The sequence below is a fragment of the Oceaniglobus sp. K40-3 genome, assembly GCF_055808395.1.
In genome coordinates this window covers 35,203-60,259 of record NZ_JBVVRW010000004.1, presented here as the reverse complement: position 1 = coordinate 60,259, position 25,057 = coordinate 35,203, and the positions used below count along the sequence as shown (strand labels likewise).

At 61.1% G+C, this 25,057-nt stretch carries 22 protein-coding genes and 4 pseudogenes; 13 read left to right on the top strand and 13 right to left on the bottom strand.

Annotated elements, in window-relative coordinates; translation table 11 throughout:
- Position 1 precedes the first annotated feature (1 nt).
- The 7 genes from AC0L7P_RS19680 to mtnA all read left to right on the top strand — a co-directional run bounded on the left by AC0L7P_RS19680 (position 2) and on the right by mtnA (position 4,826).
- The gene (locus tag AC0L7P_RS19680) at positions 2–502 is read left to right on the top strand and encodes a Na+/H+ antiporter subunit E (RefSeq protein WP_473435838.1); all 501 of its coding nucleotides are present in this window, start codon (positions 2–4) and stop codon (positions 500–502) included.
- Positions 499–786: a K+/H+ antiporter subunit F gene (locus AC0L7P_RS19675; protein WP_473435837.1), complete on the top strand. Its 288-nt coding sequence runs from the start codon at positions 499–501 to the stop codon at positions 784–786. The genes AC0L7P_RS19680 and AC0L7P_RS19675 overlap by 4 nt, the downstream gene beginning before the upstream one ends.
- The gene (locus AC0L7P_RS19670) at positions 783–1,337 is read left to right on the top strand and encodes a Na+/H+ antiporter subunit G (protein ID WP_473435836.1); all 555 of its coding nucleotides are present in this window, start codon (positions 783–785) and stop codon (positions 1,335–1,337) included. Before AC0L7P_RS19675 ends, AC0L7P_RS19670 begins: the two co-directional genes overlap by 4 nt.
- Positions 1,237–2,064 carry an ABC transporter substrate-binding protein gene (locus tag AC0L7P_RS19665; RefSeq protein ID WP_473435835.1) on the top strand — a complete coding sequence of 276 codons (828 nt, stop codon included), beginning with the start codon at positions 1,237–1,239 and terminating at the stop codon, positions 2,062–2,064. Before AC0L7P_RS19670 ends, AC0L7P_RS19665 begins: the two co-directional genes overlap by 101 nt.
- A 59-nt stretch (positions 2,065–2,123) precedes the next feature.
- On the top strand, positions 2,124–2,942 hold the full coding sequence (locus AC0L7P_RS19660; protein ID WP_473436223.1) for an amino acid ABC transporter permease: 819 nt from the start codon (positions 2,124–2,126) through the stop codon (positions 2,940–2,942).
- A 9-nt stretch (positions 2,943–2,951) separates the two neighbouring features.
- Positions 2,952–3,683, top strand: a complete 732-nt coding sequence (locus AC0L7P_RS19655; protein WP_473435834.1) for an amino acid ABC transporter ATP-binding protein — start codon at positions 2,952–2,954, stop codon at positions 3,681–3,683.
- Positions 3,684–3,779: 96 nt separating this feature from the next.
- Positions 3,780–4,826, top strand: coding sequence for an S-methyl-5-thioribose-1-phosphate isomerase (gene mtnA / locus AC0L7P_RS19650; protein WP_473435833.1), 1,047 nt, complete (start codon positions 3,780–3,782; stop codon positions 4,824–4,826).
- A gap of 24 nt (positions 4,827–4,850) precedes the next feature.
- Here the strand turns inward: mtnA and AC0L7P_RS19645 are convergent.
- From AC0L7P_RS19645 to AC0L7P_RS19605, 9 genes and pseudogenes are all read right to left on the bottom strand, one after another.
- Positions 4,851–6,004 (bottom strand): annotated as a pseudogene (locus AC0L7P_RS19645) (ABC transporter ATP-binding protein).
- 92 nt (positions 6,005–6,096) lie between these two features.
- A complete protein-coding gene (locus AC0L7P_RS19640) occupies positions 6,097–7,278 on the bottom strand; it encodes an ABC transporter substrate-binding protein (RefSeq protein WP_473436222.1) in 1,182 nt (393 codons plus the stop codon).
- 66 nt (positions 7,279–7,344) lie between these two features.
- Positions 7,345–8,220 carry a carbohydrate ABC transporter permease gene (locus AC0L7P_RS19635; RefSeq protein WP_473435832.1) on the bottom strand — a complete coding sequence of 292 codons (876 nt, stop codon included), beginning with the start codon at positions 8,218–8,220 and terminating at the stop codon, positions 7,345–7,347.
- Positions 8,221–8,230: 10 nt separating this feature from the next.
- Entirely contained in the window at positions 8,231–9,115 is an 885-nt protein-coding gene (locus AC0L7P_RS19630; protein WP_473435831.1) for a carbohydrate ABC transporter permease, read from the bottom strand.
- Positions 9,116–9,118: 3 nt separating this feature from the next.
- Entirely contained in the window at positions 9,119–10,276 is a 1,158-nt protein-coding gene (locus AC0L7P_RS19625) for a Gfo/Idh/MocA family protein (protein ID WP_473435830.1), read from the bottom strand.
- Positions 10,277–10,433: 157 nt separating this feature from the next.
- A complete protein-coding gene (locus tag AC0L7P_RS19620; protein WP_473435829.1) occupies positions 10,434–11,360 on the bottom strand; it encodes an ROK family protein in 927 nt (308 codons plus the stop codon).
- A pseudogene (nagA, locus tag AC0L7P_RS19615) lies at positions 11,344–12,497 on the bottom strand (N-acetylglucosamine-6-phosphate deacetylase). The gene AC0L7P_RS19620 and the pseudogene nagA overlap by 17 nt, the downstream one beginning before the upstream one ends.
- A gap of 23 nt (positions 12,498–12,520) precedes the next feature.
- Positions 12,521–14,044, bottom strand: coding sequence for a M81 family metallopeptidase (locus tag AC0L7P_RS19610; RefSeq protein WP_473436221.1), 1,524 nt, complete (start codon positions 14,042–14,044; stop codon positions 12,521–12,523).
- Entirely contained in the window at positions 14,031–14,549 is a 519-nt protein-coding gene (locus tag AC0L7P_RS19605; RefSeq protein WP_473435828.1) for a hypothetical protein, read from the bottom strand. Before AC0L7P_RS19605 ends, AC0L7P_RS19610 begins: the two co-directional genes overlap by 14 nt.
- A gap of 154 nt (positions 14,550–14,703) precedes the next feature.
- Between AC0L7P_RS19605 and AC0L7P_RS19600 the strand changes: the two genes are divergently transcribed.
- The 6 genes and pseudogenes from AC0L7P_RS19600 to AC0L7P_RS19575 all read left to right on the top strand — a co-directional run bounded on the left by AC0L7P_RS19600 (position 14,704) and on the right by AC0L7P_RS19575 (position 21,862).
- Positions 14,704–15,618, top strand: a complete 915-nt coding sequence (locus tag AC0L7P_RS19600) for a MurR/RpiR family transcriptional regulator (RefSeq protein WP_473435827.1) — start codon at positions 14,704–14,706, stop codon at positions 15,616–15,618.
- A gap of 63 nt (positions 15,619–15,681) precedes the next feature.
- Positions 15,682–16,452, top strand: a complete 771-nt coding sequence (locus tag AC0L7P_RS19595) for an SDR family oxidoreductase (RefSeq protein ID WP_473435826.1) — start codon at positions 15,682–15,684, stop codon at positions 16,450–16,452.
- A gap of 19 nt (positions 16,453–16,471) precedes the next feature.
- Complete coding sequence (locus AC0L7P_RS19590; RefSeq protein WP_473435825.1) at positions 16,472–18,376, top strand: beta-N-acetylhexosaminidase; 1,905 nt, start codon at positions 16,472–16,474, stop codon at positions 18,374–18,376.
- A 17-nt stretch (positions 18,377–18,393) separates the two neighbouring features.
- On the top strand, positions 18,394–19,827 hold the full coding sequence (locus tag AC0L7P_RS19585; RefSeq protein ID WP_473435824.1) for a M81 family metallopeptidase: 1,434 nt from the start codon (positions 18,394–18,396) through the stop codon (positions 19,825–19,827).
- A gap of 2 nt (positions 19,828–19,829) precedes the next feature.
- Entirely contained in the window at positions 19,830–21,125 is a 1,296-nt protein-coding gene (locus AC0L7P_RS19580) for an MFS transporter (RefSeq protein WP_473435823.1), read from the top strand.
- Positions 21,106–21,862: pseudogene (locus AC0L7P_RS19575) on the top strand (copper homeostasis protein CutC). The gene AC0L7P_RS19580 and the pseudogene AC0L7P_RS19575 overlap by 20 nt, the downstream one beginning before the upstream one ends.
- On the opposite strand, the gene nagB reads toward AC0L7P_RS19575, so the two are convergent.
- From nagB to AC0L7P_RS19555, 4 genes and pseudogenes are all read right to left on the bottom strand, one after another.
- A complete protein-coding gene (nagB, locus tag AC0L7P_RS19570) occupies positions 21,820–22,599 on the bottom strand; it encodes a glucosamine-6-phosphate deaminase (protein ID WP_473435822.1) in 780 nt (259 codons plus the stop codon). The pseudogene AC0L7P_RS19575 and the gene nagB sit on opposite strands and share 43 nt — an antisense overlap.
- Before the next feature lie 22 nt (positions 22,600–22,621).
- Entirely contained in the window at positions 22,622–23,014 is a 393-nt protein-coding gene (locus AC0L7P_RS19565; protein WP_473435821.1) for a RidA family protein, read from the bottom strand.
- Positions 23,015–23,124: 110 nt separating this feature from the next.
- Positions 23,125–24,084 carry an ABC transporter ATP-binding protein gene (locus AC0L7P_RS19560; RefSeq protein WP_473435820.1) on the bottom strand — a complete coding sequence of 320 codons (960 nt, stop codon included), beginning with the start codon at positions 24,082–24,084 and terminating at the stop codon, positions 23,125–23,127.
- A pseudogene (locus tag AC0L7P_RS19555) lies at positions 24,081–25,057 on the bottom strand (ABC transporter ATP-binding protein). Before AC0L7P_RS19555 ends, AC0L7P_RS19560 begins: the two are co-directional and overlap by 4 nt.

Below are 25,057 nucleotides of genomic sequence, written 5' to 3'. Positions count from 1 at the left end.
CATGACCAAAGCCGCCCGATCCCTTTTTCCGCATCCGTTTCTCACGGCGCTGCTGATCGTCGTCTGGTGCCTGCTTAACAACAGTGCCAGCCTTGGCACCGTTGTTTTTGGCGCGATCCTCGGGGTGGTAATTCCCCAGGGGACGGCAGCCTATTGGCCTCATTCCCCCCGTAACATCCGGGCGGGCAAACTGTTGATTTATGGCGTGATCGTGATCTGGGATATCCTTGTCGCCAATGTTGAGGTGGCCTGGATCGTCATCACCCGCCCGAATGCCAGAATGCGCACCCATTGGGTGACCATCCCCCTTGACCTGCGCACCCCCGAGGCAATCACCATATTGGCCGGCACCATCACCCTGACCCCCGGCACGGTATCGGCAGATATGTCAGACGAGGGGCATTGCCTGTTGGTGCATGCCCTTGACGCGGCCAGCCCCGAAGAGGTGCGCGACGACATCAAACAGCGCTATGAACGCCGCCTAAAGGAGATTTTCGAATGATCGCGCCGGACAGGTTCTATGATATCGCGCTGGTCATCGCCTTTTTGGCGGTGGCGCTGGCAATGATCCTTGCGATGATCCGGCTGGTGATCGGCCCGGGCACCAGCGACCGGATACTTGCGCTGGATACGATGGCGGTGGATGCGATCGCGCTGATCGTGCTGTTGGGCATCGCACAGGGCACGCAGATCTATTTCGAGGCGGCGCTGATCTTTGCCATGCTCGGCTTTGTGTCCACCGTTGCCTATGCGCGGTTCATCCTGCGGGGGGACATCATCGAATGAGCACAACATTCATCGCTGAAATCGCCATTGCCCTGTGCCTGATTGTCGGGGCCGTCTTTACATTGGTCGGCTCGGTCGGGCTGCTCAAGCTGGACAGCCCGCTCAAGCGGCTGCACGCGCCCACCAAGGCCTGTACGCTGGGGGTTGGCGCGCTTTTGGCTGCGTCAATGATCCATGCCTTTACCTTCATGGACGGGTCATTGCAGGAACTGTTGATCATGGCGTTCCTGTTTGTCACCGCGCCCATTTCCGCCAATTTCATCGCCAAGGTGGCGATCCATCAGGGGCAGGACGTGCCACCGCCCGAACCACCCCACGACGAAACATGGTCAACCCTGGACACGCCTGAAAACACCACGGCCTATGCGCCGCCCGACACCCCGGGACGCCCCGGCCGTAACGCGCTGAAACACAACGTGGCGGCCTGCCGTCGTTCCAACGGAGAAAATCATGCAACACTTTACCAAATCTTTGCTTTTGGCCTGCGCTTTCGGGGTCATGTCGGGCGCCGCCTTTGCGCAAAACGATTGTGCGGCGGGAAAAACTCTTGACGCCGGCGTTCTGACCATCGCAACCGGCAATCCGGCGTTCTTTCCCTGGGTCATCAACAACGACCCGGCCAGCGGCGAAGGGTTCGAGGCCGCCGTCGCCTATGAAATCGCCGCGCGCATGGGGTTTGACAGGGACCATGTCACCTGGACCAGAACCACGTTCGATCAGGCGATCCAACCGGGCGCCAAGAATTACGATCTGAACATGCAGCAATATTCGATCACCGAAGAACGCCGCCAGACGGTTGATTTTTCGCGCCCCTATTACACCTCTGCCGCCGCCGTTCTGGTGCGCCAACCCACCGTCGATGCCGGGGCCACCCCCACCGGCGCATCGATCAGGGAATTGAAATGGGGCGCGGTTGCCGGCACCACCGCGCTGCAAACGCTGGATAATCTGGTAAAGCCCACATCCGACATCCTGCTTTATGACGACACCACCGATGTGTCCGAGGCCCTGAAGGCCAATCAGATCGACGCCACGCTGCTTGATCTGCCTGCCGCCCTGTTCATGGCCGCGGTGATGGTGGATGATGGGGTGGTGCTGGGGCAATATCCCCCCGACGCGACCGGTGGGCTGGATCAGTTTGGCGCGGTTCTGGAAAAGGGCAATCCTCTGTTGAAATGCGTTGATGCGGCCCTTGGCGCGATGACCGATGATGGCACGCTGGCCGGGATCGAGGCGCGCTGGCTGCAAAGTGAAACCGGCGTTCCGGTGATCAAGTAACCTGTTCGATGAGCGCCGCCAAGACAACGCCCCCGTCTCTGGCCCCGGCGGGGGCCAGCATGGCGACCGCCGCCGCGCGACAGGCGCTTGAGCGTCGACAGCGCCGCCGCAGCGCCATCATTGCCACCTCAAGCACGGCGATTGTCGTGCTGGCGATTTATTTTCTTGTCCCGCTCGCACCCGGGTGGGGGAAGGTGCAAAAGGCGTTCTTCAACTGGCCGATCTTCCGCGATACCTTTCCGACGCTGCTGGATGCCTTTCTTCTTGATCTGGCAATCTTTGCGTGGTGCGCGCCGATGATCGCCATCTGGGGGCTTGTCATTGCGCTGTGTCGCGATGCGCGCTCGCCTGCGCTGTTCCCCCTGCGGCTGTTCGGGATTGCCTATAACGACATTTTTCGCGGGGTGCCGGTTATTCTGATCATCTATCTGATCGGCTTTGGCGTGCCCGGTCTGGGCCTGCCCCGGCCCTGGAACAGCCCCTATCTCTGGGGCACTGTCGCGCTGGTTCTCAGCTATTCCGCCTATGTGGCCGAGGTGTATCGCGCGGGCATTGAATCGATTCATGAATCCCAAAGATCGGCGGCCAAATCCCTTGGCCTGTCCCATTGGGATATCATGCGCTTTGTGGTGCTGCCCCAGGCGATCCGGCGGGTTATTCCGGCAAATATGAACAACCTGATATCGCTTCAGAAAGACGTGGCGTTGCTGTCGTTCATCGGGCCGGTTGAATTGCTGCGCCAGGCGGGGGTGTTCAAATCGCTTTATGCCAATTTCACGCCCTACCTTGGCGCTTCGCTTATCTTTCTGGCCGTGACCATTCCGGCAACCCGGCTTGCCGATCGGATGATTGCGCGGCAAAACCGGCAGCGAAGCTGAGGGCGCGTCATGGCAAAGAAACTCGAACTGATCGGTGTTGAAAAAAGCTTTGGCGATCTGGCGGTCTGCAAGGGCATTTCCATGGCCGTTGAACCGGGGCAGATGGTGTGCCTGATCGGCGCGTCCGGGTCGGGAAAATCAACGCTGCTGCGCTGTATCAACCTGCTGGAACCGATCGACGCCGGGCTGATCCTGTTGGACGGTGCCGATATTTCCCACCCCGAAATGGACCCACAACCCATAAGGCGGCGCATCGGGCTGGTGTTTCAAAGCTTTAACCTGTTTCCGCATATGAACGTGCTGGAAAACGTCATGCTGGCCCCGCGCCGGATTTACAAAACCCCCAAGGCGCAACTGGTGGCCGAGGCAACCGCCCTGTTCGAACGGTTCGGGCTGGCCGACCGGATGACCCATTATCCCGACCAATTGTCGGGCGGGCAACAACAGCGGGTGGCGATCATCCGCGCGCTGGCGATGAAGCCCGAAATCATGCTGTTCGATGAGGTCACATCGGCCCTCGACCCCGAACTGGTGGGAGAGGTGCTGGACGTGGTGCGCCAGTTGAAACAGGAAAACATGACGATGATCCTTGCCACCCACGAAATGGGTTTTGCCCGCGAGGCGGCGGATCAGGTGTGTTTTCTCGATCAGGGGGTGATCGTCGAACACGGCCCTCCCGACCAGATTTTCAGCGCCCCGCAACAGGACCGCACCAGGGCGTTTCTCAGCCGCGTTCTTTGACGGATTTCACCACGGGGCCGTCACGTGTTGACGTTTGGCAATTGTTTCCCAATGGTTCAGGCCATCAAAGCCGCACAGAACCCAAGGGGCCAGAACATGAGCTTTCGCGCTATTGAATGGATCGACGAACGGAACGTGCTGCGGTTGATTGACCAAAAGGCGCTGCCCACGACAACCGCCTATGTGGAATGTCACGATGTGCACAAAATCACCGATGCCATCGTCGATATGACGGTGCGCGGCGCCCCGGCCATAGGTGTTGCCGCCGCCTTTGGCATTTTGCAACATGCGCGCCAGACGGCGGATTCCGACATGGCAGCCCGCATCGCCAGGTTGCACGAGGCGGATGCCCTTTTGCGCAAATCCCGGCCCACGGCAGTTAACCTGTTCTGGGCGCTGGACCGGATGCAGCGGGTCTGGGCGGACGAACCCGATGATCTGCTTGCCGCCCTGCTGCACGAGGCGCAGGCGATCGAACAGGAAGACATCGCCGTCAATCAGGCGATTTCAAAACACGCGATGGACGTGGTGCCGCAAAAGGCGACGTTCTTTCATCACTGCAACACCGGATCGCTTGCCACTGTCGATCTGGGCACCGCATTGGGCATCATCCGCACCGCCTATGAATCGGGGCGCGAGGTGATGGCATATCTTGACGAAACCCGCCCCCGGTTGCAGGGGGCGAAACTGTCATCCTTTGAATTGCTGCAATGCGGCGTGCCCCATGCCATCGTGGTGGATGGCGCCTCGGGGCATATCATGCGCACGCAACAGGTTGATCTGGCGGTTGTCGGCTGTGACCGGGTGACGGCCAACGGCGATGTGGCCAACAAGATCGGCACCTATAACCTTGCGCTGGCCGCGATGGACAATAACGTGCCGTTCTATGTGGCCGCGCCCACATCGACCATCGACCTTGCAACCCCGACGGGGGATGACATCGAAATCGAAGAACGCGACGGGGCGGAAATCGGCTCTATCAACGGCGTGGCAATCGCGCCCGATGGCGCGCCCACCTTCAACCCGGCGTTTGATATCACGCCAAACCGGCTGATCACCGGGATCATCACGGAACATGGAATAGCGCGCCCGCCCTATTCTGAATCGCTTCGGGCCATGTGCGCCAAAAACCGGCCGCTGTGATATTTCCGCCCCCGCGCCGGTGAATTATCCGGCGGCAGTGGGCGGCGTCAGATTTGGCGGAACGTTCATTGCCGCCAGATCGATCGTGCGCTCAAACGCCTGGCCTTCGCCGTCGAAGATATGACAATCATCGGCCGAAAATGACACATCCACGGGTCGGTCAGCCTCGATCATCCGGGTGCCGTTCAGCACGAAACAAAAGTTGTCTTCGCGCCCGTCCAAGGCGGCATAGCCCAGGGTCTGTTGCCCCAGATGTTCGACCACCACGGGCGTGACCTGCATCGTCGCGCCCTGGGTGCCAAGGCCGATGTGTTCGGGCCTGATCCCGAGCGAAAGCTCGGACCCCACCACATTGCCACGCCGCGCTGGGGAACCTTGACAGAAACGCTCAGGGTTTGGCCGTTGAAATCGACATCGACCGAGGTGTCGGTCGCGGCAAGGCATTTCACCGGCATCAGGTTCATCCGGGGATTGCCGATAAACCCGGCAACAAAGGTGTTCTGCGGCTTGTGATACAATTCCAGCGGCGCGCCGACCTGCGCGATATAGCCGCCGTTCAGCACCACGATGCGATCCGCCATTGTCATCGCCTCGATCTGATCATGGGTTACATAGATCATCGTCGCGCCCAGTTGTTTGTGCAGGCGCGTCAGTTCGATCCGCATGTCCGAACGCAGGGCCGCATCAAGGTTGGACAAGGGTTCATCGAACAGGAAAATTTCGGGGGCGCGCACGATGGCCCGCCCGATGGCAACCCTCTGGCGCTGACCACCCGAAAGATTGCCCGGCTTTTGCTGAAGCTGGGTTTCAAGATGCAGGATCGCGGCGGTGGATTCCACCTTTTGGCGAATATCCGCCTCTGAGGCGCCCTCAACACGCAGGGGAAAGGCGATGTTTTCATAAACCGACATATGCGGATACAGGGCATAGGATTGAAACACCATGGCAATGCCGCGTTTGACCGGCGCCAGATCGTTCACCCGCTTGCCGTCAATCACGATGTCGCCGCCGGTGGTATGCTCCAGCCCCGCGATCATCCGCAAAAGCGTGGATTTGCCACAGCCCGACGGGCCGACAAAGACGACAAATTCGCCTTCGTGAACATCAAGCGACACGCCCTTTACAACCTGGAATTCACCAAAGGATTTGGTCACGGTCTTCAGGGAAAGTTGGCCCAAGGCGGTTCTCCTCGTCGGTTTTCTGGTGGTGGGCCGCTTGTGGCCTTGGTCAGGGTGGTCCGGCCACCAACGGGCGGCCGGACCGGTTGGATTTACTTGTATTCTTCCAGCTCTTCAGAGGCTTCGCTCAGCGCTTCGGCTGGCTCGGTCTTGCCGGTGACGACGGCCTGGATCATGTCGATCATCACATTCTGGAACCCTTTGTAATCGGTGAACAGCGGCTCGGGACCACCGTAAGCGATACCGTCGATGAACGGTTTCCAGTACGGGGATTTCGCCACCATCGCGTCAACTTCGGCAGATGGGCGCAGGGGCGTCAGGCCAGCGGTGGGCGAGGATTCATATTCGCTCTGAACCTTGGGCGAGGTGATAAATTTGGCAAACTCGATCGCCTTGTCCTCAACGCCCGAGCCTTTGAAGATGGCCAGTGAATCGGTGATCAGCAACGTGCCGGGGCCTTCGGCCGATGGGCCAAGGGGCAGTGTCGTCACGCCCCAGTTGATGTCAGTATCCATCAGACGGAACGCCGCCCCAACCGACGCCTGAAGCATCCCGACCTTGCCATCCAGAAAGATCGCGCGCATCTCGTTCTGCTCGTATGCGGTGGCGCCCTCGACGGAATAAGGCGTGATGTCCTTATAGGCTTGCAGCGCGGCCAACACTTCGGGGCTGTCCATCACGATGTTGTCGTCGTCGTCGATAACCTTGCCGTTGTTGGTATACACCCAATGCATGAACTGGTGCATGGTATTGTCAAAGGTTTTCGCCGACAGGCCATAGCCCGCAACGTCGGTGTTTTCCGTGATCTGCTTGGCGGCTGCGATTTCCTCGGCCCAGGTTTTGGGCGGGGTTTCAGGGTCAAGGCCGGCTGCCTTGAAGATGTCCTTGTTCCAATAGAACGCCTTGGTGGAAAAGGCGATCGGCACGCCCCATTGGGTGCCCTGGAACGACACCGTGCCAACGATATGGGGGTAATATTCGGATTTTTCCTCATCGCTCATGGGCACTGGCACGATCAGATCGTTCAGCGCAAATTCCTTGAGCGTGCGTGACCCGACATAGGCCATGGCAACCGGGCTGCCTGCTGCGGCAAGGGTGGTGGCCTTGTCCTGGCATTGCGCCCAGCCGACAACCTCGACGTCGATTTTCCAGCCGTCATTGGCCTTTTCCCACTCCGAGATATATTTCTCGTGGACCGGATCGATCGAGTCGCCGCAATAGATCCAGCTGATGTTTTCGGCCATCGCGGGCAATGCCGTTGTTCCGGCAAGCATGAGGCCCAGAAGGCCCTTTTTAACTGTGGTCGTCACGTTGTTTTCTCCCTGTTGGATATTGGATTGTTATTGTTTGATCGCCCCGGCGGTCAGCCCACCGACGAGATAGCGTTGCAGGTAAAAGATGATGATCAGCGCCGGGGCGATGCCCACGAAACTGGCCGCCATCAACTCGTTCCAGATCACCTCTTGCTTGCCGAAATAGGCGAACAGGCCCACCGGCAGCGGCATATATTCGGTCTTGGAATTAAAGGTCAGCGCAAAGATGAACTGCTGGGCATAGGCGCCGATGAACGTCATGATCGCCACAACAATGATGCCCGGTCGCGCAATCGGCAGGATCACGCGGCGGAAGGTATAGAACTGCGATGCCCCATCCATATAGGCCGCTTCATTCAATTCGGTCGGGATGCGCATCATATAGGTGCGCAACAGCCAGATCGCCGAAGGAATAAGAAAGGCAGCGCCGGGAATGATCATGGCGAAATAGGTGTTCAACAGACCCAGCGTGCGCATCAGCCGGAACAGCGGGATCAACAGAACCGCACCCGAAAACATCGACACCGCCAGAAACGCCCCCAGAACCAAGGCCATGCCGCGAAACCGGAACCGCGCAAAGGCATAGGCGGCAGGCACCACAAGCACCAGCACGATCATGGTCGACACGATCGAGATCAGCAGCGAATTGAAGATATAGCGCGCAAACCCCGGCACGCTTTCCCACATCGTCCAATAGGCATCAAGCGAGCCATTCTCGGGCAGAAACGTGTAGGGCGATGAAAACAGCTGTGACAGGGGTTTCAGACTGACAAGGAACCCTTCAAGAAAGGGCGCCAGCATGAACGCCAGGAACGCCGCGATGCCCAGATAAATCCCCACCAGCTCGGCCCAGCTATAGCGGTCGATCATCGCACGGTCGTTGTCGCGTTTGAACAATGCCATGGGGGCGCTCCTATGCTTTTACCGTGCCGGCCAGTTTGCGGGTCATGCGGAAATAGGCGATGCAGAACAGCGACAGGAAGATACAGATCACCACCGCCCGTGCGGCGCCTTCGCCGTATTTCTTTGATCCGATTGCCGTCTTGTAGGTGTCGATGATCATCGTCGTGGTTTCGCCCGACGGCCCGCCCTGGGTCAGGATCCAGATGATGTCAAAACTGTTGAACGTGGCAATCAGCGACAGCATCGACATGGTGATCACCGCTGGTGACATCAGCGGCAGGGTGATCCGGCGGAACCGGGTCCAGCGGCTCGCACCGTCTGTCCAGGCCGCCTCGTACAGATCGCTTGGGATCGACTGGATCGCGGCCAGAAAATAGATCGTGACCATGGGAACGCCGATCCACACATCGGTGACGATGGTCGACCAATAGGCCGAATTCCCATAGGCCAGAAAGGCAACCGGCCCATCCACAAGCCCAAAGCGTTGCAGCAACCCCGAGATCATCCCGAATTGCCCGTTATACATCCACCCCCACATGAAAATGCCAATGGCCATGGGCACGATCCAGGGCGGCATGGTCAGGATACGGAATATGTGGCGGCCCGGCACGGCACAGTTCAGCAAAACCGCGCCACCAGTACCGATCACCATTTTCAGCAGCACGGAAAAGAACGTCCAGGTAAAGGTGCGGATGATGATCTCAAGGAAATCCGCGTCGAAAATCTTGGAGTAATTCCGCCAGCCGACATAATTGGTGATCTTGCGCAGCGACGCATCGGTGAAGGAAAGCCGGAAGGTTTCAACCAGTGGCCAGGCCACAATCACCAGAACGTAAAGGATCGCGGGGGCAAGAAGCGCCCAGGCAAAGATCCATGCTGCGCGGTTTCGCACCATATGTCAGGTTTCCTTTCGAACAAAGGCGTTGTCATACCGGTCCCAGATGGGGCGCAGGTCAACCACCTGCCGGCTGCGCCGCGCATCATCCATGGCCAGCGCCAGAATACCGGCCTCAAGCGCATCAAGGGGCGAAACCGGCAGGGGCGCGCCCTTCATCACATGGGCGACCAGTTCTTCGCACATTTGTTCATCGGCGCCGTAATGCTGTGACAGGCTGGTGGCCTTGTATTCCTTTTCGATCCGGGTCTGTTCTGACAACACATCGGTCACCTTGAATTGCCCACGGATGAAATCGCCTTCGGCCTGCCCTCGGGTGCCAAATACCGCAAAGCGCCGGAATTGATCGGGCGCATTCAGATTGGTGTGAAAATTCATGCCCACGCCATTGGCATATTCCACGATCGCCACCTGATAATCGATGATGTCACCATCACTGTCGAAAACCTTGTCCGTGCCGTTCCAGCCTGACGGTTTGCGATGAAAGATGTCAAGATCGTTGATTCCCTCATTGCGCGGGTCGTTTTCGGGGATGAACGTCTTGCGCCCGCCAAAACTGGCCACGCGTTCGGGGCGCGCGCCGATCAGACCGTTATACAGGTCGAGATCATGACAGCATTTTTCCAGCATGAAACTGCCCGACCATTTTTCATAGCGGCGCCAGTCACGCATGAAGAACGCACCGTGGTAGGGAAAGATATGTTCCGCCGCCTCAACCGACACGAGATTGCCCAGCATCCCCCCATCGCGTGCCGCGATCAGATCACGGTAAAGCGGCGCATACCGCAGAACCAGCCCGACCATCAGGTTTTCCGGCCCATAGCGCCCCATCATCGCGACCAGTTCATAGGTTTGTTCGATGGTTGAAACGATGGGTTTTTCCGAAAACACCTTTACCCCGGCCTCAAGCCCAAGGCGGATATGATCCAGGTGCAGATGGTTGGGCGACCCGATCATCAACAGATCGAAACCGCCCGCCTTTATCAGGGCCTCGGGGGTGTCAAAGGATGTTCCGGCAGACACGCCATGTTCCTCCAGAACCGCCATGCCCGCAGGGGCGGGATCATGGTAACCGACGATCTCGAACGCGGGATCGATCTCGTTGAACACATGACCCAGATACCCAAGCCGATACCCAAGCCCGATGATGGCGACCTTCATGTCGCACCTCCCCATGCGAAATTCATTTTCGTAATTTGGCTGGACACACCGCGCCAGTCAACGATTTTTCTCATTTTTAGCAGAATACCCTGCCAAACATGTAATTCGTTTTCATATTACGCATGCATTGCCGCGGCCAAGGCGGAATTTCGGCGCTTTACGCGGCCATCGTCGCCCGGTGATGCAACCCCAGAATCGCCGCCCCGACCAGCCCCGGTTCGACCTTGCATTGGGCCGGAACGACAAGAGGGCGGTCGAATCGGCGCAGACACAGGCGGCGCACCTCGATATCCAGCGCGCCGATCAGGGCGTGGGAATTGGCCAGCCCGCCGCCCGCCGCGATCACCCCGGCCCCCAGCATGTTTTCCATCACCGCCAAGGGGGGCGCCAAGAGGCCGCGCCAGATGGCCACGGTGCGCGCGGCCTGTGCCCCGCCCGCCTCCCATGCCGCGACGATGGCGCGGCTGTCGGCCATGTCGGCGCCGGGGTGCAGATGCAGGTGCAGCTTTTCCAGCCCCCGCGCCGAACAGATGGCATCCAGACACCCGTTCAACCCGCACCCGCAGGGAAAGGCGGGCAGCACGGTTTCCGGCTCTCCCAGAATTCGCTGGGCAATCGGGCCGTGGCCCAACTCGCCCGCAAACCCGCCGCGCCCATTGATCAGCGCCCCATGCACCACAACACCGCCCCCAACCCCGGTGCCAAGGATCAGGCCAAACACCACGTCATGCCCCCGCCCCGCGCCCACCGTCGCCTCGGCCAGGGCAAAACAATCTGCGTCATTGGCCAGCACCACAGGCAGGCCAAGGGCCGCTTCAAGATCAGATTGCAGATACCGCCCGGTCAGGCAGGGGATATTCGCCATGGTCGCCCGCCCGGTATCCGGGTCCAGCACACCGGCAAGGGAAAATGCCAGAACATCAGGCGGGGTTTTCGCCGCCGTGATCGCGCCGCGCAAGGCGCCCAGAAATGCAGTGAAATCATCGGTTGGCGTGGGGTGGCGGCCCGTGGGCTGCACATCTTCTGGCCCATACGCCTCGGCCACCTTGATGGCGGTGCCGCCAATATCAAAGCACAGGATCATCGCGAAAATCCACTTGGCGGCCAGAAATCCACGTTCCGGCGGCGGTGATGTCAGGGGTCAGGGCAAAGAAATCGGCATGGGCGCCGGGGGCCAGATGGCCACGATCCGCAATCCCAAGGGCAGCGGCGGGGCGCGCGGTTGCCATGATCAACGCCTGCTCCAGCGGCAGGCCCAGAACCCGGTGCATATGACGAACCCCATCAATCAACGCGATATCGGCCCCGGCCAGGGTGCCATCCGCCAGGGTCAGCCGCCCGCCCGCGCGATATATCTGCCGACCGTTCAGGGTGAACCCGGCCAGATCGGTGCCGATGGTGGACATGGCATCGGACACCAGAAAAATCCCCCCGGCCCGGCCTTGGCGCGCAGGGCGATGCGTATGGCCGCATCATCCACATGAAACCCATCGGCAATCAGCCCGGCCCAGAACCGCCCATCATCCAGCGCCGCCCCCACAAGGTTGGGCGCGCGGTGGCCAAGCTGGCTCATCGCGTTGAACAGATGTGTCACCATGCTTGCCCCGGCATCGCCATGGGCGCGGGCCGCTTCAAAGGTGCAATCCGTGTGGCCAAGGCTGACCACCGCCCCCGCCGCGCACAGCGCCGCAACCTGCGCCACCGTCACCGATTCCGGCGCCACAGTGCAAATCAGATGGTCCAGATCCCCCGCAGCGTCGGCAAGGCGCGACAGATCACCCCCGTCCATAGGCCGGATCAGCGCCGGATCGTGGGTGCCTTTGCGCGACAGGGCCAGATGCGGCCCTTCCATATGCAGCCCCAAAAACCCGTCCTGCCCCCGCGCGGCGCGGCCTGCGGCGATGGCACGCGCCCCCACATCGGGCGCATCGGTGATCAGCGTGACCATCACGGATGTGGTGCCAAACCGCGCGTGGCTGTTGCAGATCGTGGCGATTCCCCCAGGCGTCGGGTCGTTGTTGAACAACACGCCGCCGCCACCGTTGACCTGTAAATCAATCAGCCCCGGCACCAATGCGCCGGTCACCCGCGTGCCCTCGGGCGCCTGTGCGACAGGGACAATCCCGGCAACACGCCCCTGTTCCACCAACAGCGCCGCGTTGTCGTGCCAGCGGGTGCCGTCGAATATCCGCTCGGCGTAAAACGCACTTGACCCTGTCATTGCCTGCCCTTTGTCCGGTTCTCTCAATCCTGCCCCTCGCCATGGGGGTTTGCAACCCGGGGCCATATATCCCGGCGCACATGGCGATAGGGATTGGTCGTTGCGTCATTCGGATAGGGTTTGCCCGCCGAGCAATACAGAATGTCGGCGGCAATGGGCCGGAAGGACGCATAGAAATGATTGGTCGATTTGATGACCAGAATCTTTCGCGCCGTCGGGTCGATTCCCATCGCCGAAAACAGGGTGGGGTCATAGTTCTGCGCGCGGATGGAATTCAGGATCACCTCGATCCCGGTGTCCCGGCCCGCCCCGTCCAATAGCGCGATGCGCGCGGCAGGGCCAAAGGGAACGATGCTTTCGCCGAACACCATTTGCGCATCGGGTGACAGGGTTATCACCCTGATCAGTGCATCCACCGGTTCACCAGTCAGAGGCGCGGATTTGCCACCAAACCGCAGGTGCATTTCGGCCCCTTCGCCCGCCGCCGTGCAAAGCCTGACGGCGACCGGATCCCAGATGGTGCCAATGGCCACGCCCGTCGCGCCCCGCGCCAGCAGCTCTTTCAAGATCACCGTCGCATCGCCCGCCGTGCCGCCACCGGGGTTGTCCCACATATCGGCAATCACCACCGGCCCGGTTGGCGATTGCATCGCGCGGGCAGCCGCCTCTGTTTCATCAAGGGACGGCATCAGGTGTTTGCCCCGATTGGCGAACAATTCCTGCCCCAATCGCCGGGCCAGGGCGGCGCCATGGGCAGGGTCGCCATCGGTCACTGCAATCATCTTGGTGCCCATTTCCGGCACATCCCCCGCCATGAACCCGTGAATCGCCGACAGCGACAGCACCTTTTCATCGGCTTGCTCAATCGCCATCATCCGATCCACAAAACCGCGCATGGGCTGGCGCGAGGTTGGGAAAATATCAATCATCCGGCAATCGTAAACCGACATCACCGGGCGCACCCGCCCCTCCAGCGTGTCGACGACAATCGCCCAGAGATCTTCGGCCCGCTCGACAAAATCGGTGTGGGGAAATTCCTTGAACGCCACCAGAAAATCGACCGCCCCGCAGCGTTTTTCGGTCAAATGGCTGTGCGGGTCGGTTTCGGCGCAGATCAGAACATTTGGCCCAACAATATCACGGATACGGGCCAACAGATCGCCCTCGGGGTCAAGGCACCCCTGGGCCACCATCGCCCCGTGCAGGCCCAGAACAACCGCATCCACCGGCAGCGCCGCGCGCAACTGATCAAGAATTTCATCGCGCAGCCCCCGGTGCGCCGCCCCCGAGACCAACCCGGCCGGATCGGCCCACGCGGCGGTGCCTTCGATCAGATCCCAACCCTTTTCGGCGCACACCCGGCGCCCCACGGGAATGGGCGCGGTACACAGGGTGGCCGTGTCGGGGTGCATGCCGGGGGCGGCATAAAAGGATTCCTCGAACGCCCCCCGATCAACGACGATGGGCGAAAACGTGTTCGTTTCGGTTGCCATGGCTGCCACGAAAATGCGCTTGGGGGGGCGGGTGCCATGGTCATTCCTGAATATGGGGCAGATAGCCGACAAACCCGGCGATTTTCCACCGCCCACCATCGCGGCGGCACCAATACAGCGTTTGCCAGTTCATCCGTTCATCCGGCCCATCGGTTCGCGCAAGATGGCCATCGAATTTCTTGCGCACAAGGGCGGTGTCGCCGGTGATTTCGATTTCTTCCAGCCGGGTCGCGTGAAAAATTCCATCGCGCGGATTGCCCGCATAGGCGCCCGCATCGCGCAGCACACCAAACGCCTGTGCCTGTGCCAACCAATCATCGCGGTAGGCGTCAAGCGTCGGATAGGCCAGATCATATTTGTCGGGATCGGGCTGGAAATGCCCGCTGAGGCCGGTAAAGTTTGCGGTGATGAAATCATCCGCGACCGCCGACCAATCCGCCGCTATAAAGGCGTCGATGTCACGGGGCACCAGCATGTCCCAGATTGCGGTCCGGTCGGCATCTTTGGTGGGAAACGGGTTGCGAAAGGGGTCGCGCGCGGCCATGGTTTCTCTCGTCATATGAAATTCATTTCTATGATGGCACATATTTTCTGGAAAAATCCAGACGAATATGTCTGAATGCACCTGAAACACGAAAATGAATTTCTTTGGCGCCTAATTTTTCGTCAGAAACCCCGCCGATCAACAGCGCCGCAGTGCGGCAAGGAGCATCATGACACAATCCTCTGATTCTTCGCTTGCGGCCGGTGTGACCTCGGCCAGCAATCTGATCGACGCCCTGAGCGATGTGGACGGAAATCTGTCGGCGCAGGAACAGAAACTGGCGCAATCCATCCTGTCGGATGTGGAGTTCGCGACCAATGCCACGATTTCCGATATTGCCGCCCGGGCCGGCGTTTCACCACCCACGGTCACGCGGTTTTGCCGGCGGCTGGGGTGCGGTTCGTTTTCCGATTTCAAGGTGCAACTGGCCAAAAGCGCCTATGTCGGCCTACGGTATCTGAAACCCGAGGCCATCACCAACACCCCCGCCGAAGTGGCCGAAGACATCGTGACCAAGGCCCAGAACGCCCTGTTCGAGATGCACCGCACCCTTGATCTTGATGCCGTGACACAGGCGGCAAACCTGCTGGCCGGGGCCGGGATGATCTATGGGTTCGGGTCGGGGGGCAATTCCTCGATGATCGTGAATGAGTTGCAGAACCGGCTGTTCCGGCTCGGCGCGCGCATGTCCGCCTCGAATGATCACGCGATGAACCTCATGCTTTCGGCCTCGGCTGAACCCGGCTCAATCGTGTTCGGGTCGTCCCTGACCGGGCGCAATCACGAATTGATCCGCTGTTTCACCTTGCTGCGCCAGCGCCGGATTCCGACAATCGCGCTGACGCAGGCCGGCTCACCGCTCGCTGACGTGGCGGACATTGTCATTTCGGTAAACCTGCCCGAGGGGCAGAACATCTTTCGCGCATCATCGACGCGGTTCGCCTCGCTTGCGGTGGTCGATATCATCGCCAATCTGGTGGCCTATGCCGACAAGCCCCGCTCGGTCCGCATCCTGCGGGGCATCAAGGAACAACTGATCAAACACCGCGACGGTAACGACGACACCCAGCTTTTGGGCGATTAACCCTATGGCCCGGTGTGCAGGCGGCCACACCGGACCCATCCCAAGCCGCAAAAGAGGATCAGCATGGCGCCCAAACTTGCCATCGTAACAGGAAGCGCCGGTGACATCGGGCGGGCCATCGCGGCGCGGCTGAAACAGGATCACGATTTCGTCATTCTGGCCGACCGCGATTTCGACGCAGCCCAAAGGGCGGCGACAGCGTTGGGCGCCGGTTTCACCCCGCTCAGGGTGGATGTTACCGACGCGCAAAGCTGTGCCGAGATGGCCGCCACCACCGCCGGGCTGGGCGATCTGGCCACCCTTGTGAACAACGCCGGCGCGTCGCGTTCGGTCAGTTTGCAGGCCACATCGGTGCAGGATTGGCAGGCGGATCGCGCGCTGAATCTTGACGGGGCGTTTTTGGTGTTTCAGGCGGTTGCCGATCACCTGATCGCGGCACGGGGGGCGGTGGTGAATATCGCCTCGGTCAATGGCATCGGCGTGTTTGGCCATCCGGCCTATTCCGCCGCCAAGGCCGGGATGATCCACCTGACCCGGCTGATTGCGGTGGAATACGGGCAATACGGCGTGCGCGCCAACACCGTGGCACCGGGCACCGTGCGCACCCAAGCCTGGGAGGATCGCGCCACCGCCAACCCCCGGGTGTTTGACGAAGCCGCCGAACATTACGCCCTTGGCCGGATCGTGAACCCGGTCGATGTGGCCGAGGCTGTGGGATTTCTGGCATCGCCCCTTGCCCGCGCGATCACCGGCATTTGCCTGCCGGTCGATTGCGGGCTGACCGCCGGAATACCCGCCCTTGCCCGCACCTTCAGCCAGTCTGACGATTACTGACACCCCACAGGATGAACCGATGACCTATTTTCTGGAAAACGCTTGGCTGCCCACCGACGCCCCCGAGGGCAAATGGCAGCTCACCCTCAGCAATCTGGCCGATACCCCGCTGGAAAACTTTACCCTGTCCCTGACCAGCATCACCCGGATCATGCCCGACCATGAATTGACCGGTGCCACGTTCCTGCGCCGGGATGCGAATTTTCACGAATTCGCCCCGCTTGACGGTAAACCGCTGGCCCCTGGTGCGTCCTGGTCCTTTGCGGTCGAGGGGATCAACCGCTCGCCCTTTCATCGCAACGATGCGGCGAAAACCGCATGGGTGACGCTGGCCGATGGCACCCATCACCCGGTGCAGGTGGGCGATCTGATGCACGGCGGCGAAACGCCCGTGCTGCCGCCCCAGCGGATGCCCGAAGGGCGGCTGACCCTGCCCTTTGCCCTGTTGCCATGGCCAAACGCGATTTCAGGCGAGGCGGGAACCCTGCCCACGATCCTGCACGCCGCCAAAGGCACCGCCTTGGGCGATCTGCGCCTGATGCTGTCGGTCGATGCGCTGCATTCGCGGCTGTTTCCCACCGCGCGCCGGGTGTTTCAACTGTCGCAAACGCCGGGCAGCCGCGCCTTGGGTTTTGCCAAAGACGCCAGCCTTGCCAAAGAGGGGTATCGACTTGAGTTTGGTGACACGATCACCCTCAGCGCCAGCACCGAACAGGGGCGCCGTTACGGGCTTATCGCGCTGGCGCAGATGTTTCACGGGGCCGCCAGTGACCCGGAATTCCGCTTTCCCGCCATGGGAACCATCACCGATGCCCCCCGTTACGATTGGCGGGGCAGTCATCTGGATGTGTCGCGCCATTTCTGGAGCTTTGACGAGGTGCTGCGCGTCATCGACATTCTGGCCTGGCACAAGATGAACATCTTTCACTGGCACCTGACCGATGACGAAGGCTGGCGCGCCGAAATCCTTGCCTATCCCGAACTGACGCAGGCGGGCGCGCGGCGCGGTGCCGATCTGCCCGCCATGTTGCCGCAACTGGGCGATGGCCACGGCGAACGGTACGGTTTTTATACGCAGGATCAGATGCGCGCGGTGGTCGCCCGCGCCACTGTTCTGGGAATCGACGTGATGCCCGAAATCGAAACCCCCGGCCATGCCACCGCCATTCTGGCCGCCCTGCCCTTTCTGGTGGACCCGGACGAGCCGGAAAACAGCTATTACCCCGTTCAGGGGTATTTCAACAATGCCCTGAACCCGGCGGTGCCGGAAACCTATACCGTGCTGGAAACGGTGTTTGACGAACTTGGCACCATTTTCCCCTCGCAATACATCCACATTGGCGGCGATGAGGTGGCCGGAAATGCATGGCTGACCTCGCCCATGGCACAAAAGGTGATGGAACAGGAAGGGTTGAGCGGTACGTTTGAATTGCAAAGCTGGTTCATGCGCCGGATCAAGGACATGCTGAGCGCGCGTGGCAAGATCATGGTCGGCTGGAATGAAATCGCCCATGGGGGCGGCGTGCCCCCCGAAGGCACCCTGCTGATGGCATGGGAAAACCCCGAAGTGGGGATCGAACTGGCGCAGCGCGGCTATGATGTGGTGATGACCCCCGGTCAGGCCTATTATCTGGATATGGTGCAGGGGGCTGATTGGCTGGAAAATGGCGCAGGCTGGGCCGGACCGGTGCCGCCCGAACAAACCTATACCTATGAGGCCGAGGGCGATTTCCCCGCTCAAACCCGCCACCGGATGCGCGGCGTACAATCCTGTATCTGGTGTGAACATTTCACCACCCGGCAGTGGTTCAACGACATGGTGTTTCCGCGCCTTGGCGCCGTGGCCGAGGCCGGTTGGACCCAAAAGGAAAACAAGGACTGGCTGCGCTTTGCACGACAGGTGCGCCTGCACCCCGAACTTTGATTTTGAAAGGACACCCCATGCGCATTGCCGTTGGCGGGATTCACACCGAATGTTCCACCTATTCGCCCGTTCTGATGCGGACCGAGGATTTCACGGTCATGCGCGGGGATGATCTGACTGAAAACCCCTATTTCGCCTTTCTGCACGACCACCCGGCACAGGTGGTGCCCCTGCTGCATGCCCGCGCCGTGCCCGGTGGCCCTGTTGAACGCGCCACCTATGACGCCTTCAAGGCCGAATTCCTGACCCGGCTTGAGGCGGCCAAACCCTTTGATGCCGTCTATCTGGCCATGCACGGGGCAATGACCGTGGATGGCATGTTTGACGCCGAGGGCGATTGGATCGCCGCCGTGCGCGCCGCCGTTGGCCCCGACATGCTGATCGCGGTCAGTTATGATCTGCATGGCAATGTGTCGGAAAAAATTACCGATCAGATCGACATTTTCGCAGGTTATCGCACGGCCCCCCATATCGACGTGCCCGAAACCATGCAGGCGGCTTATGCCATGCTGTTGCGCGCGGTTGAAACCGGGGCAAGGCCCGGGGTCGTGCGGGTGCCGGTGCCGCTGTTGCTGCCCGGTGAACGGTCTTCGACCGAGGATGAACCGGCAAAATCCCTTTATGCCGCCCTGCCCGGGTATGAGGGGTCGGGCGTCTGGCGCAGCGATCTGATGATCGGCTATGTCTGGGCCGATGAACCCCGCGCCACCGCCTGTGCCATCGTCACCGGCACCGACCGCGCCGCGTCGGAAACGGCGGGCGTTGCCATTGCCGGTGCGTTCTGGGAGGCCCGCGATGAATTTCAGTTCGGCCCCACCACCGGCCCGCTGGACGAGATGCTGAAAATCGCCCGCACCGTCCCCACCCGGCCCGTCATTCTGGCCGATAGCGGCGATAACCCCACAGCGGGCGCCGTGGGCGACCGGGCCGATGTTCTGGCGGCACTAATTGCCCATGATTGGCAGGATGCGCTGATCGCCGGGATCACCGACCGCCCGGCGGTTGAGGCCTGCTTTGCGGCGGGCGTCGGTGCCACGCTGAATCTGAGCATCGGCGCGTCCCTTGATCCGGCGGGGGTTTCGGTGCGCGTCAGCGCCGAGGTTGTCACGCTGCGCGCCGGGGAAACCCCCGCCCATCATCAGGCCGTTGTGCGGATCGGCGGCATCACACTGGTTCTGGCCGCCCGCCGCCGCCCCTATCACAACATCGCCGATTTCACCGCCCTGGGGCTGAACCCGACAAAAGTGGGGCTGCTGGTGGTCAAGTCCGGCTATCTTTCGCCCGAACTGGCCCCCATCGCCGCGCCCAACCTCATGGCGCTAAGCAACGGCGTGGTGAATCAGGATATCGCCAAACTGGCCAATAAACACCGCCCAGCCGGCACCGTTCCGTTTGAGGAAAACAGCACCTTCACCCCCGCGCCAATGCCATCGGCGCGGTTCAAGGGCTGATCATGCACGCCTGGCTTTCCATCCTGCGCGATCATCGGATCGTGCGCGCCTCGGCGATGGCGATTTTCTTTTACGGTTTTGCCGGGGCGGCCACGTCACCCTATCAATCGGTCATCGGCATCCGCGAATTGGGCCTGTCGAACCATGCCTATGCCGCGCTTGCCCTTGCCGCCTCGGTCGCGCAGGTGTTGATCGCCATCCTGAGCGGGTATCTGTCCGACCGTTTCCAAAGCTATCGCAGGCCGCTGATCTTTGTGTCGGGGTTTGGTTTGATCGGGTATGGCATGATCTGGCTTTACCCGACGCCACTGACCTTTGCCTTTGCCACCATCGCGCCACTGGCGCTGTTTCATGCAACGAATTCGATGTTGTTTGGCAATGTTCGCGCCCACACAGCCGGGTTCACCCCGCACGAGGCGAATATCGCCAATTCTCTGATGCGGATGATGATTTCGCTGGCCTGGGTTCTGGTGCCGGGGATTGTCGGGCTGATCCTTGCGCGGCAGGACAGCATGATCACCGCCTATCTGATCGCCGCGATATTTTCGACCGGCTGCCTTTTGACCGTGCTGTTCGGGATGGACGCCGACCGCCCCGCGCGCCCAAGGCCCGCCCCCGATTCCATTCCCATCGGCGGTGCGGGAACATCCCCCGTGGCCCCGACCAGTGGGCGGCCCGACCGCCCGGCGCAGGTGCGGTTGCGCCGCCCTGCCGTGTTTGACCTGCTCAACGTCCTTGGGCGCGGCACCCTGCTGCGCATTCTGGGGGTTGCGTTGATCACGCAGGTTTTAACCGTGAATGCCACGGTTCTGCCGCTGATCGTGACGGGCCGCGCCAATGGGGTGGCCGAAGATATCGGGTTTCTGGTGGGGATGGTCGCGATCCTTGAAGTCGGGTTCATGTTGTTCTGGGCCATGGTGGTGAACCGGATACACCTGACAACGGCCCTTGCGATTTCAGCCGCGCTTTACTTTGTCTATCTTGCCATCATAGCCGGGGCATCGGCGCCATGGCATGTGTACGCCGCCAGCGTGATTGCGGGGATTGCCGCCGCCGGAATCATCTCGCTTCCGATCAGTTATCTGCTTGATCTGATCCGGGATCGCCCCGGCCTGTCGGCCTCGCTGATCGCGGTGAACATGTTTCTTGGCGCAGCCTTCGGGGCCGGATTGTTTGCCCTTGGCACCAGCATCGGTGGCTATGGCACGGCATCGGTGCTGGGGGGCATCGGCGGTGTTATCGGTGCCGCGCTGTTGGTTTTTCTGGAAAGGGGCGCACATGACACGCATCACGCTTGAGGTTTGCGTGGACGACGCGGCAGGCATCACCGCCGCCGCCCAAGGCGGGGCAGACCGGATCGAACTCTGCGCGGCGCTGGCCGTTGGGGGGCTGACCCCCTCGGCCGGCCTGATGCAGATCGCGGCGCAAGGGCCATTGCCCGCCGTCGCCATGATCCGCCCCCGCGCCGGTGATTTCGTCTGGTCCCCGACCGAGGTGCGCGCGCAGATCACTGAAATCCACGCCGCGCGCAACGCCGGGTTGGCCGGGGTGGTGATTGGCGCGTCCCTGCCCGATGGCCGCCTTGATCGCGACACCCTGCGCGCCCTGGTGCAAGAGGCCGAAGGGTTGGACATTGCCCTGCACCGCGCCGTTGACCTGACCCCAGACCCCGAAGCGGCAATGGAGCTGTGCGCCGCATTGGGGATCGGGCGCGTTCTGTCGTCAGGGGGGCGCAAACGGCGGAGAAGGGCATGGCGCGGCTGGTGCAAATGGCCGCCGCCCGCCCTGATATTACCGTGATGCCCGGCGGTGGCGTCACCGTCGAAAACGCGGCCCGGTTTGCCGCCGCTTTGCCATTGACGCAAATCCACGCCTCTTGCGCGGCCCCCCTGCCCCCTTGTGCCAACCCGAATGTCACCGCATTCGGGTTTCAACCCCCGGGGCAAAGGGCACCGATGCGCGCAGGGTTGCCGCCCTGCGCGCCGCGCTGGATCAGATCGCGCTGTCGCGCGGTTCGGGGTGCACCGCCTCGTAGTAATCGCGCAGGGCAAGGGCGCTGGCGGCGTCTTCATCCAGCACGATCGTTGCCTTGCGGTGCATTTGCAGCACCGACGCCGGACAGGCCGCAGAAACCGGGCCTTCGATCATCCGCGCCGCAACCTCGGCCTTGGCCGCACCAAAGGCCAAAAGCACCACTTCGTCAGCGCGCATGATGGTGCCGATGCCCATGGTGATTGCCAGACGCGGCACATCATCGAACCGCGCGAAATATCGCGCGTTTGCTTCGCGGGTGGAATGGGTCAGGGTTTTGATCCGGGTCAGCGAGGCAAGGCTTGAGGTGGGTTCGTTGAACCCGATATGCCCGTTGGCGCCCAGCCCCAACAGTTGCAGCCCGATATCACCGGCCTGAACGATGGCCGCCTCGTATCGCACCGCCTCTTGTTCCGCATCTAGGGTGTCGCCCTGGGGCAGAAACGCCCGTTCAGGGGCGATATCCACATGGTTGAACAGCTTTTCGCGCATGTAACGCCAATAGGAACAGGGATGATCCGGCGACAGGCCGACATATTCGTCAAGGTTAAAGGATTGCGCCTTGGCAAAGCTCATCTCGCCCGCTTTGTGGCGCGCGATCAGACGGTCATAGACCGCCTCCATGGTGCCGCCAGTGGCCAGCCCAAGCACCGTGTCAGGGCAGGTGGCCAGACGTGCGGCAAGCAGCGAGGCCACGCAATCGGCGGCTTTTGCCTTGTTGTGATAAATCAGAACCTTCATGGCGTTGCTTTACCCCGCATCGTCACAACGGTTTCCAGGCAAGGGCGTCAATTTCGACCTTCGCATCGACCATCAGGCGCGATTCCACCGTGGAACGCGCAGGTGGGTTGGCGGCAAAGTGTTTTTCAAACACCGCATTGAACGAGGAAAAATCGCGCGGATCATCCAGCCAGCAATTCAGTTTCACCACATCCTCAAGCCCGCAACCAGCCATGGCCAGCACCTCTTTGATATTGGCGATCACCTGTTCGGTCTGGGCCACGATGCCGCCGCTGATGACCTCGCCATCGCGCGTGGGCACCTGCCCCGAGACATGCACATAATCGCCAGCGCGCACGGCCTTGGCGAAGGGGCGCTTTTGCCCGCCTGCCTGCGCATCGGCAGAATCATAGCGGATAAGACGTTGCTCTGACATGGAATTCTCCGGCTTTTTTAAGTTGACCTAAATAGCAATGATTGCCCCGGAGTTTCAAGCGATCAACAGCAATTTACCCTTGTCCGAAAAGGATCTGTCCGGATTTCGGATCACTGGGATTCAGGAAAGAAACAGGCCGCCGTGTGCGGCGCGGTTCCCAGTTCCGGCCTGTTGGCGCGGCATTTGTCCTGCGCCTTCCAGCATCGGGGCGCAAAGGGGCACCCATCGGGAATGGACAGCGGCGATGGCAGTTCGCCTTCCAGTTTGATCCGCTTTTTTGCTGATCGCGGATCGGCCTGCGGCGTCGCGGACAACAGCGCCTTGGAATAGGGGTGAAACGGCGCGCTGAACACATCGGTGCGGCTGCCCTTTTCAACGGCGCGGCCCAGATACATCACGATCACCTCATCCGCGACATGGCGCACCACGCTCAGATCGTGACTGATGAACAGATAGGCCAGTTGCATCCGTTCCTGCAAATCCAGCAGCAGGTTCAGCACCGCGCTTTGAATCGACAGATCAAGGGCCGACACCGGCTCATCCAGAACCAAGACCCGAGGGTCAAGCATGAGCGCGCGGGCAATCGCGATGCGTTGCCGCTGACCGCCCGAAAACATATGCGGATAGCGGTCAAAATGTTCGGGGCGCAACCCCACCAGCCGCAGCATTTCGCGCGCCTTGTCCGAGCGTTCGGCGCTGCTCATGCCGGGGCGGTTGATCTTGAGAGGTTCTTCCAGAATGGCGCCGATGCGCTGGCGCGGGTTCAGCGAACTATAGGGATCCTGAAACACGATCTGCACCGATTTGCGCAACGACGCCCAATCTTCCGGCACGACGGGTTTGCCATCAAGGGTCAGGGAACCCGCGGTCGGTTCTTCGATCATCGTGACCAGACGCGCCAATGTGGATTTTCCACAGCCGCTTTCTCCGACCACGGCAAGGGTTTTGCCGGGGAAAAGATCGAACGACACGCCTGCCACCGCCTTGAGCGTTTTTGCGGCGCGGAAAATCCCGCCGCCCACGTCATAATGCCGCTCAAGCAGGTCTGCCGTCATTACCGGGTCAGTCATGATGCTGCCCTTTCATCTGTGTTCAGCGGATAAAAACACCGCGCAAAGCCCAGTGCGGCCCCCTGTTGCACCGGCGCTTCGGCCTTGCACCGGGCATCGGCAAATTTGCAGCGCGGCGAAAACAGGCACCCTGCCGGGCGGTCAAACTGCCCCGGGACAACACCGGGAATGGTGGGCAGGCGCCGTTCCGTGGCCCGTTCGGGCAGGGCATCCAGCAGCGCCGAGGTATAGGGGTGATGGGGGCTGTCGAAAATATCAATGACGGGCTGTTCCTCGATCTTCTGGCCCGCGTATTGCACGCTGACCCGCTCGGCGGTTTCGGCCACAACGCCCATGTCGTGGGTGATCAGCACCAGACCCATGCCCGTTTCATGGCGCAGCGACGCCAGCAGATCAAGGATCTGCGCCTGAATCGTCACATCCAGCGCCGTTGTCGGTTCATCCGCGATCAACAGTTTCGGTTTACAGGCAATCGCCATGGCGATCATTACCCGTTGGTTCATCCCCCCGACATCTGGTGAGGAAAGGCCGAAAGCCGCTTTTCCGGGTCCGGGATGCCCACCTGTTCGAACAATTCAACCGCCCGCGCGTGCCGGGCGCGCCGGTTCAGGCCAAGGTGAATGCGCAGGGATTCCTTGATCTGCCAGCCCACGGTGAAACAGGGGTTCAGCGACGACATCGGTTCCTGAAAGATCATGGCAAGGTCATTGCCAACGATCGTGCGCCGTTCGCGACTGCCCATATTCAATAGATCGTGGCCGTCAAAGGTGATCTCATCCGCGGTGATGGTGGCGGTCCAGGGCAACAGCCCCATCATCGCCAGCATCGACACCGATTTGCCAGAGCCGCTTTCCCCGACGATGGCCAGAATTTCGCCGGTGTTCACGTCTTGATCCACCCCGTCGACCGCCCGGAACGGCCCCGAAGCCGTGGCAAAATCAACGCTGAGGTTGCGAATGCGTAACAATGACAT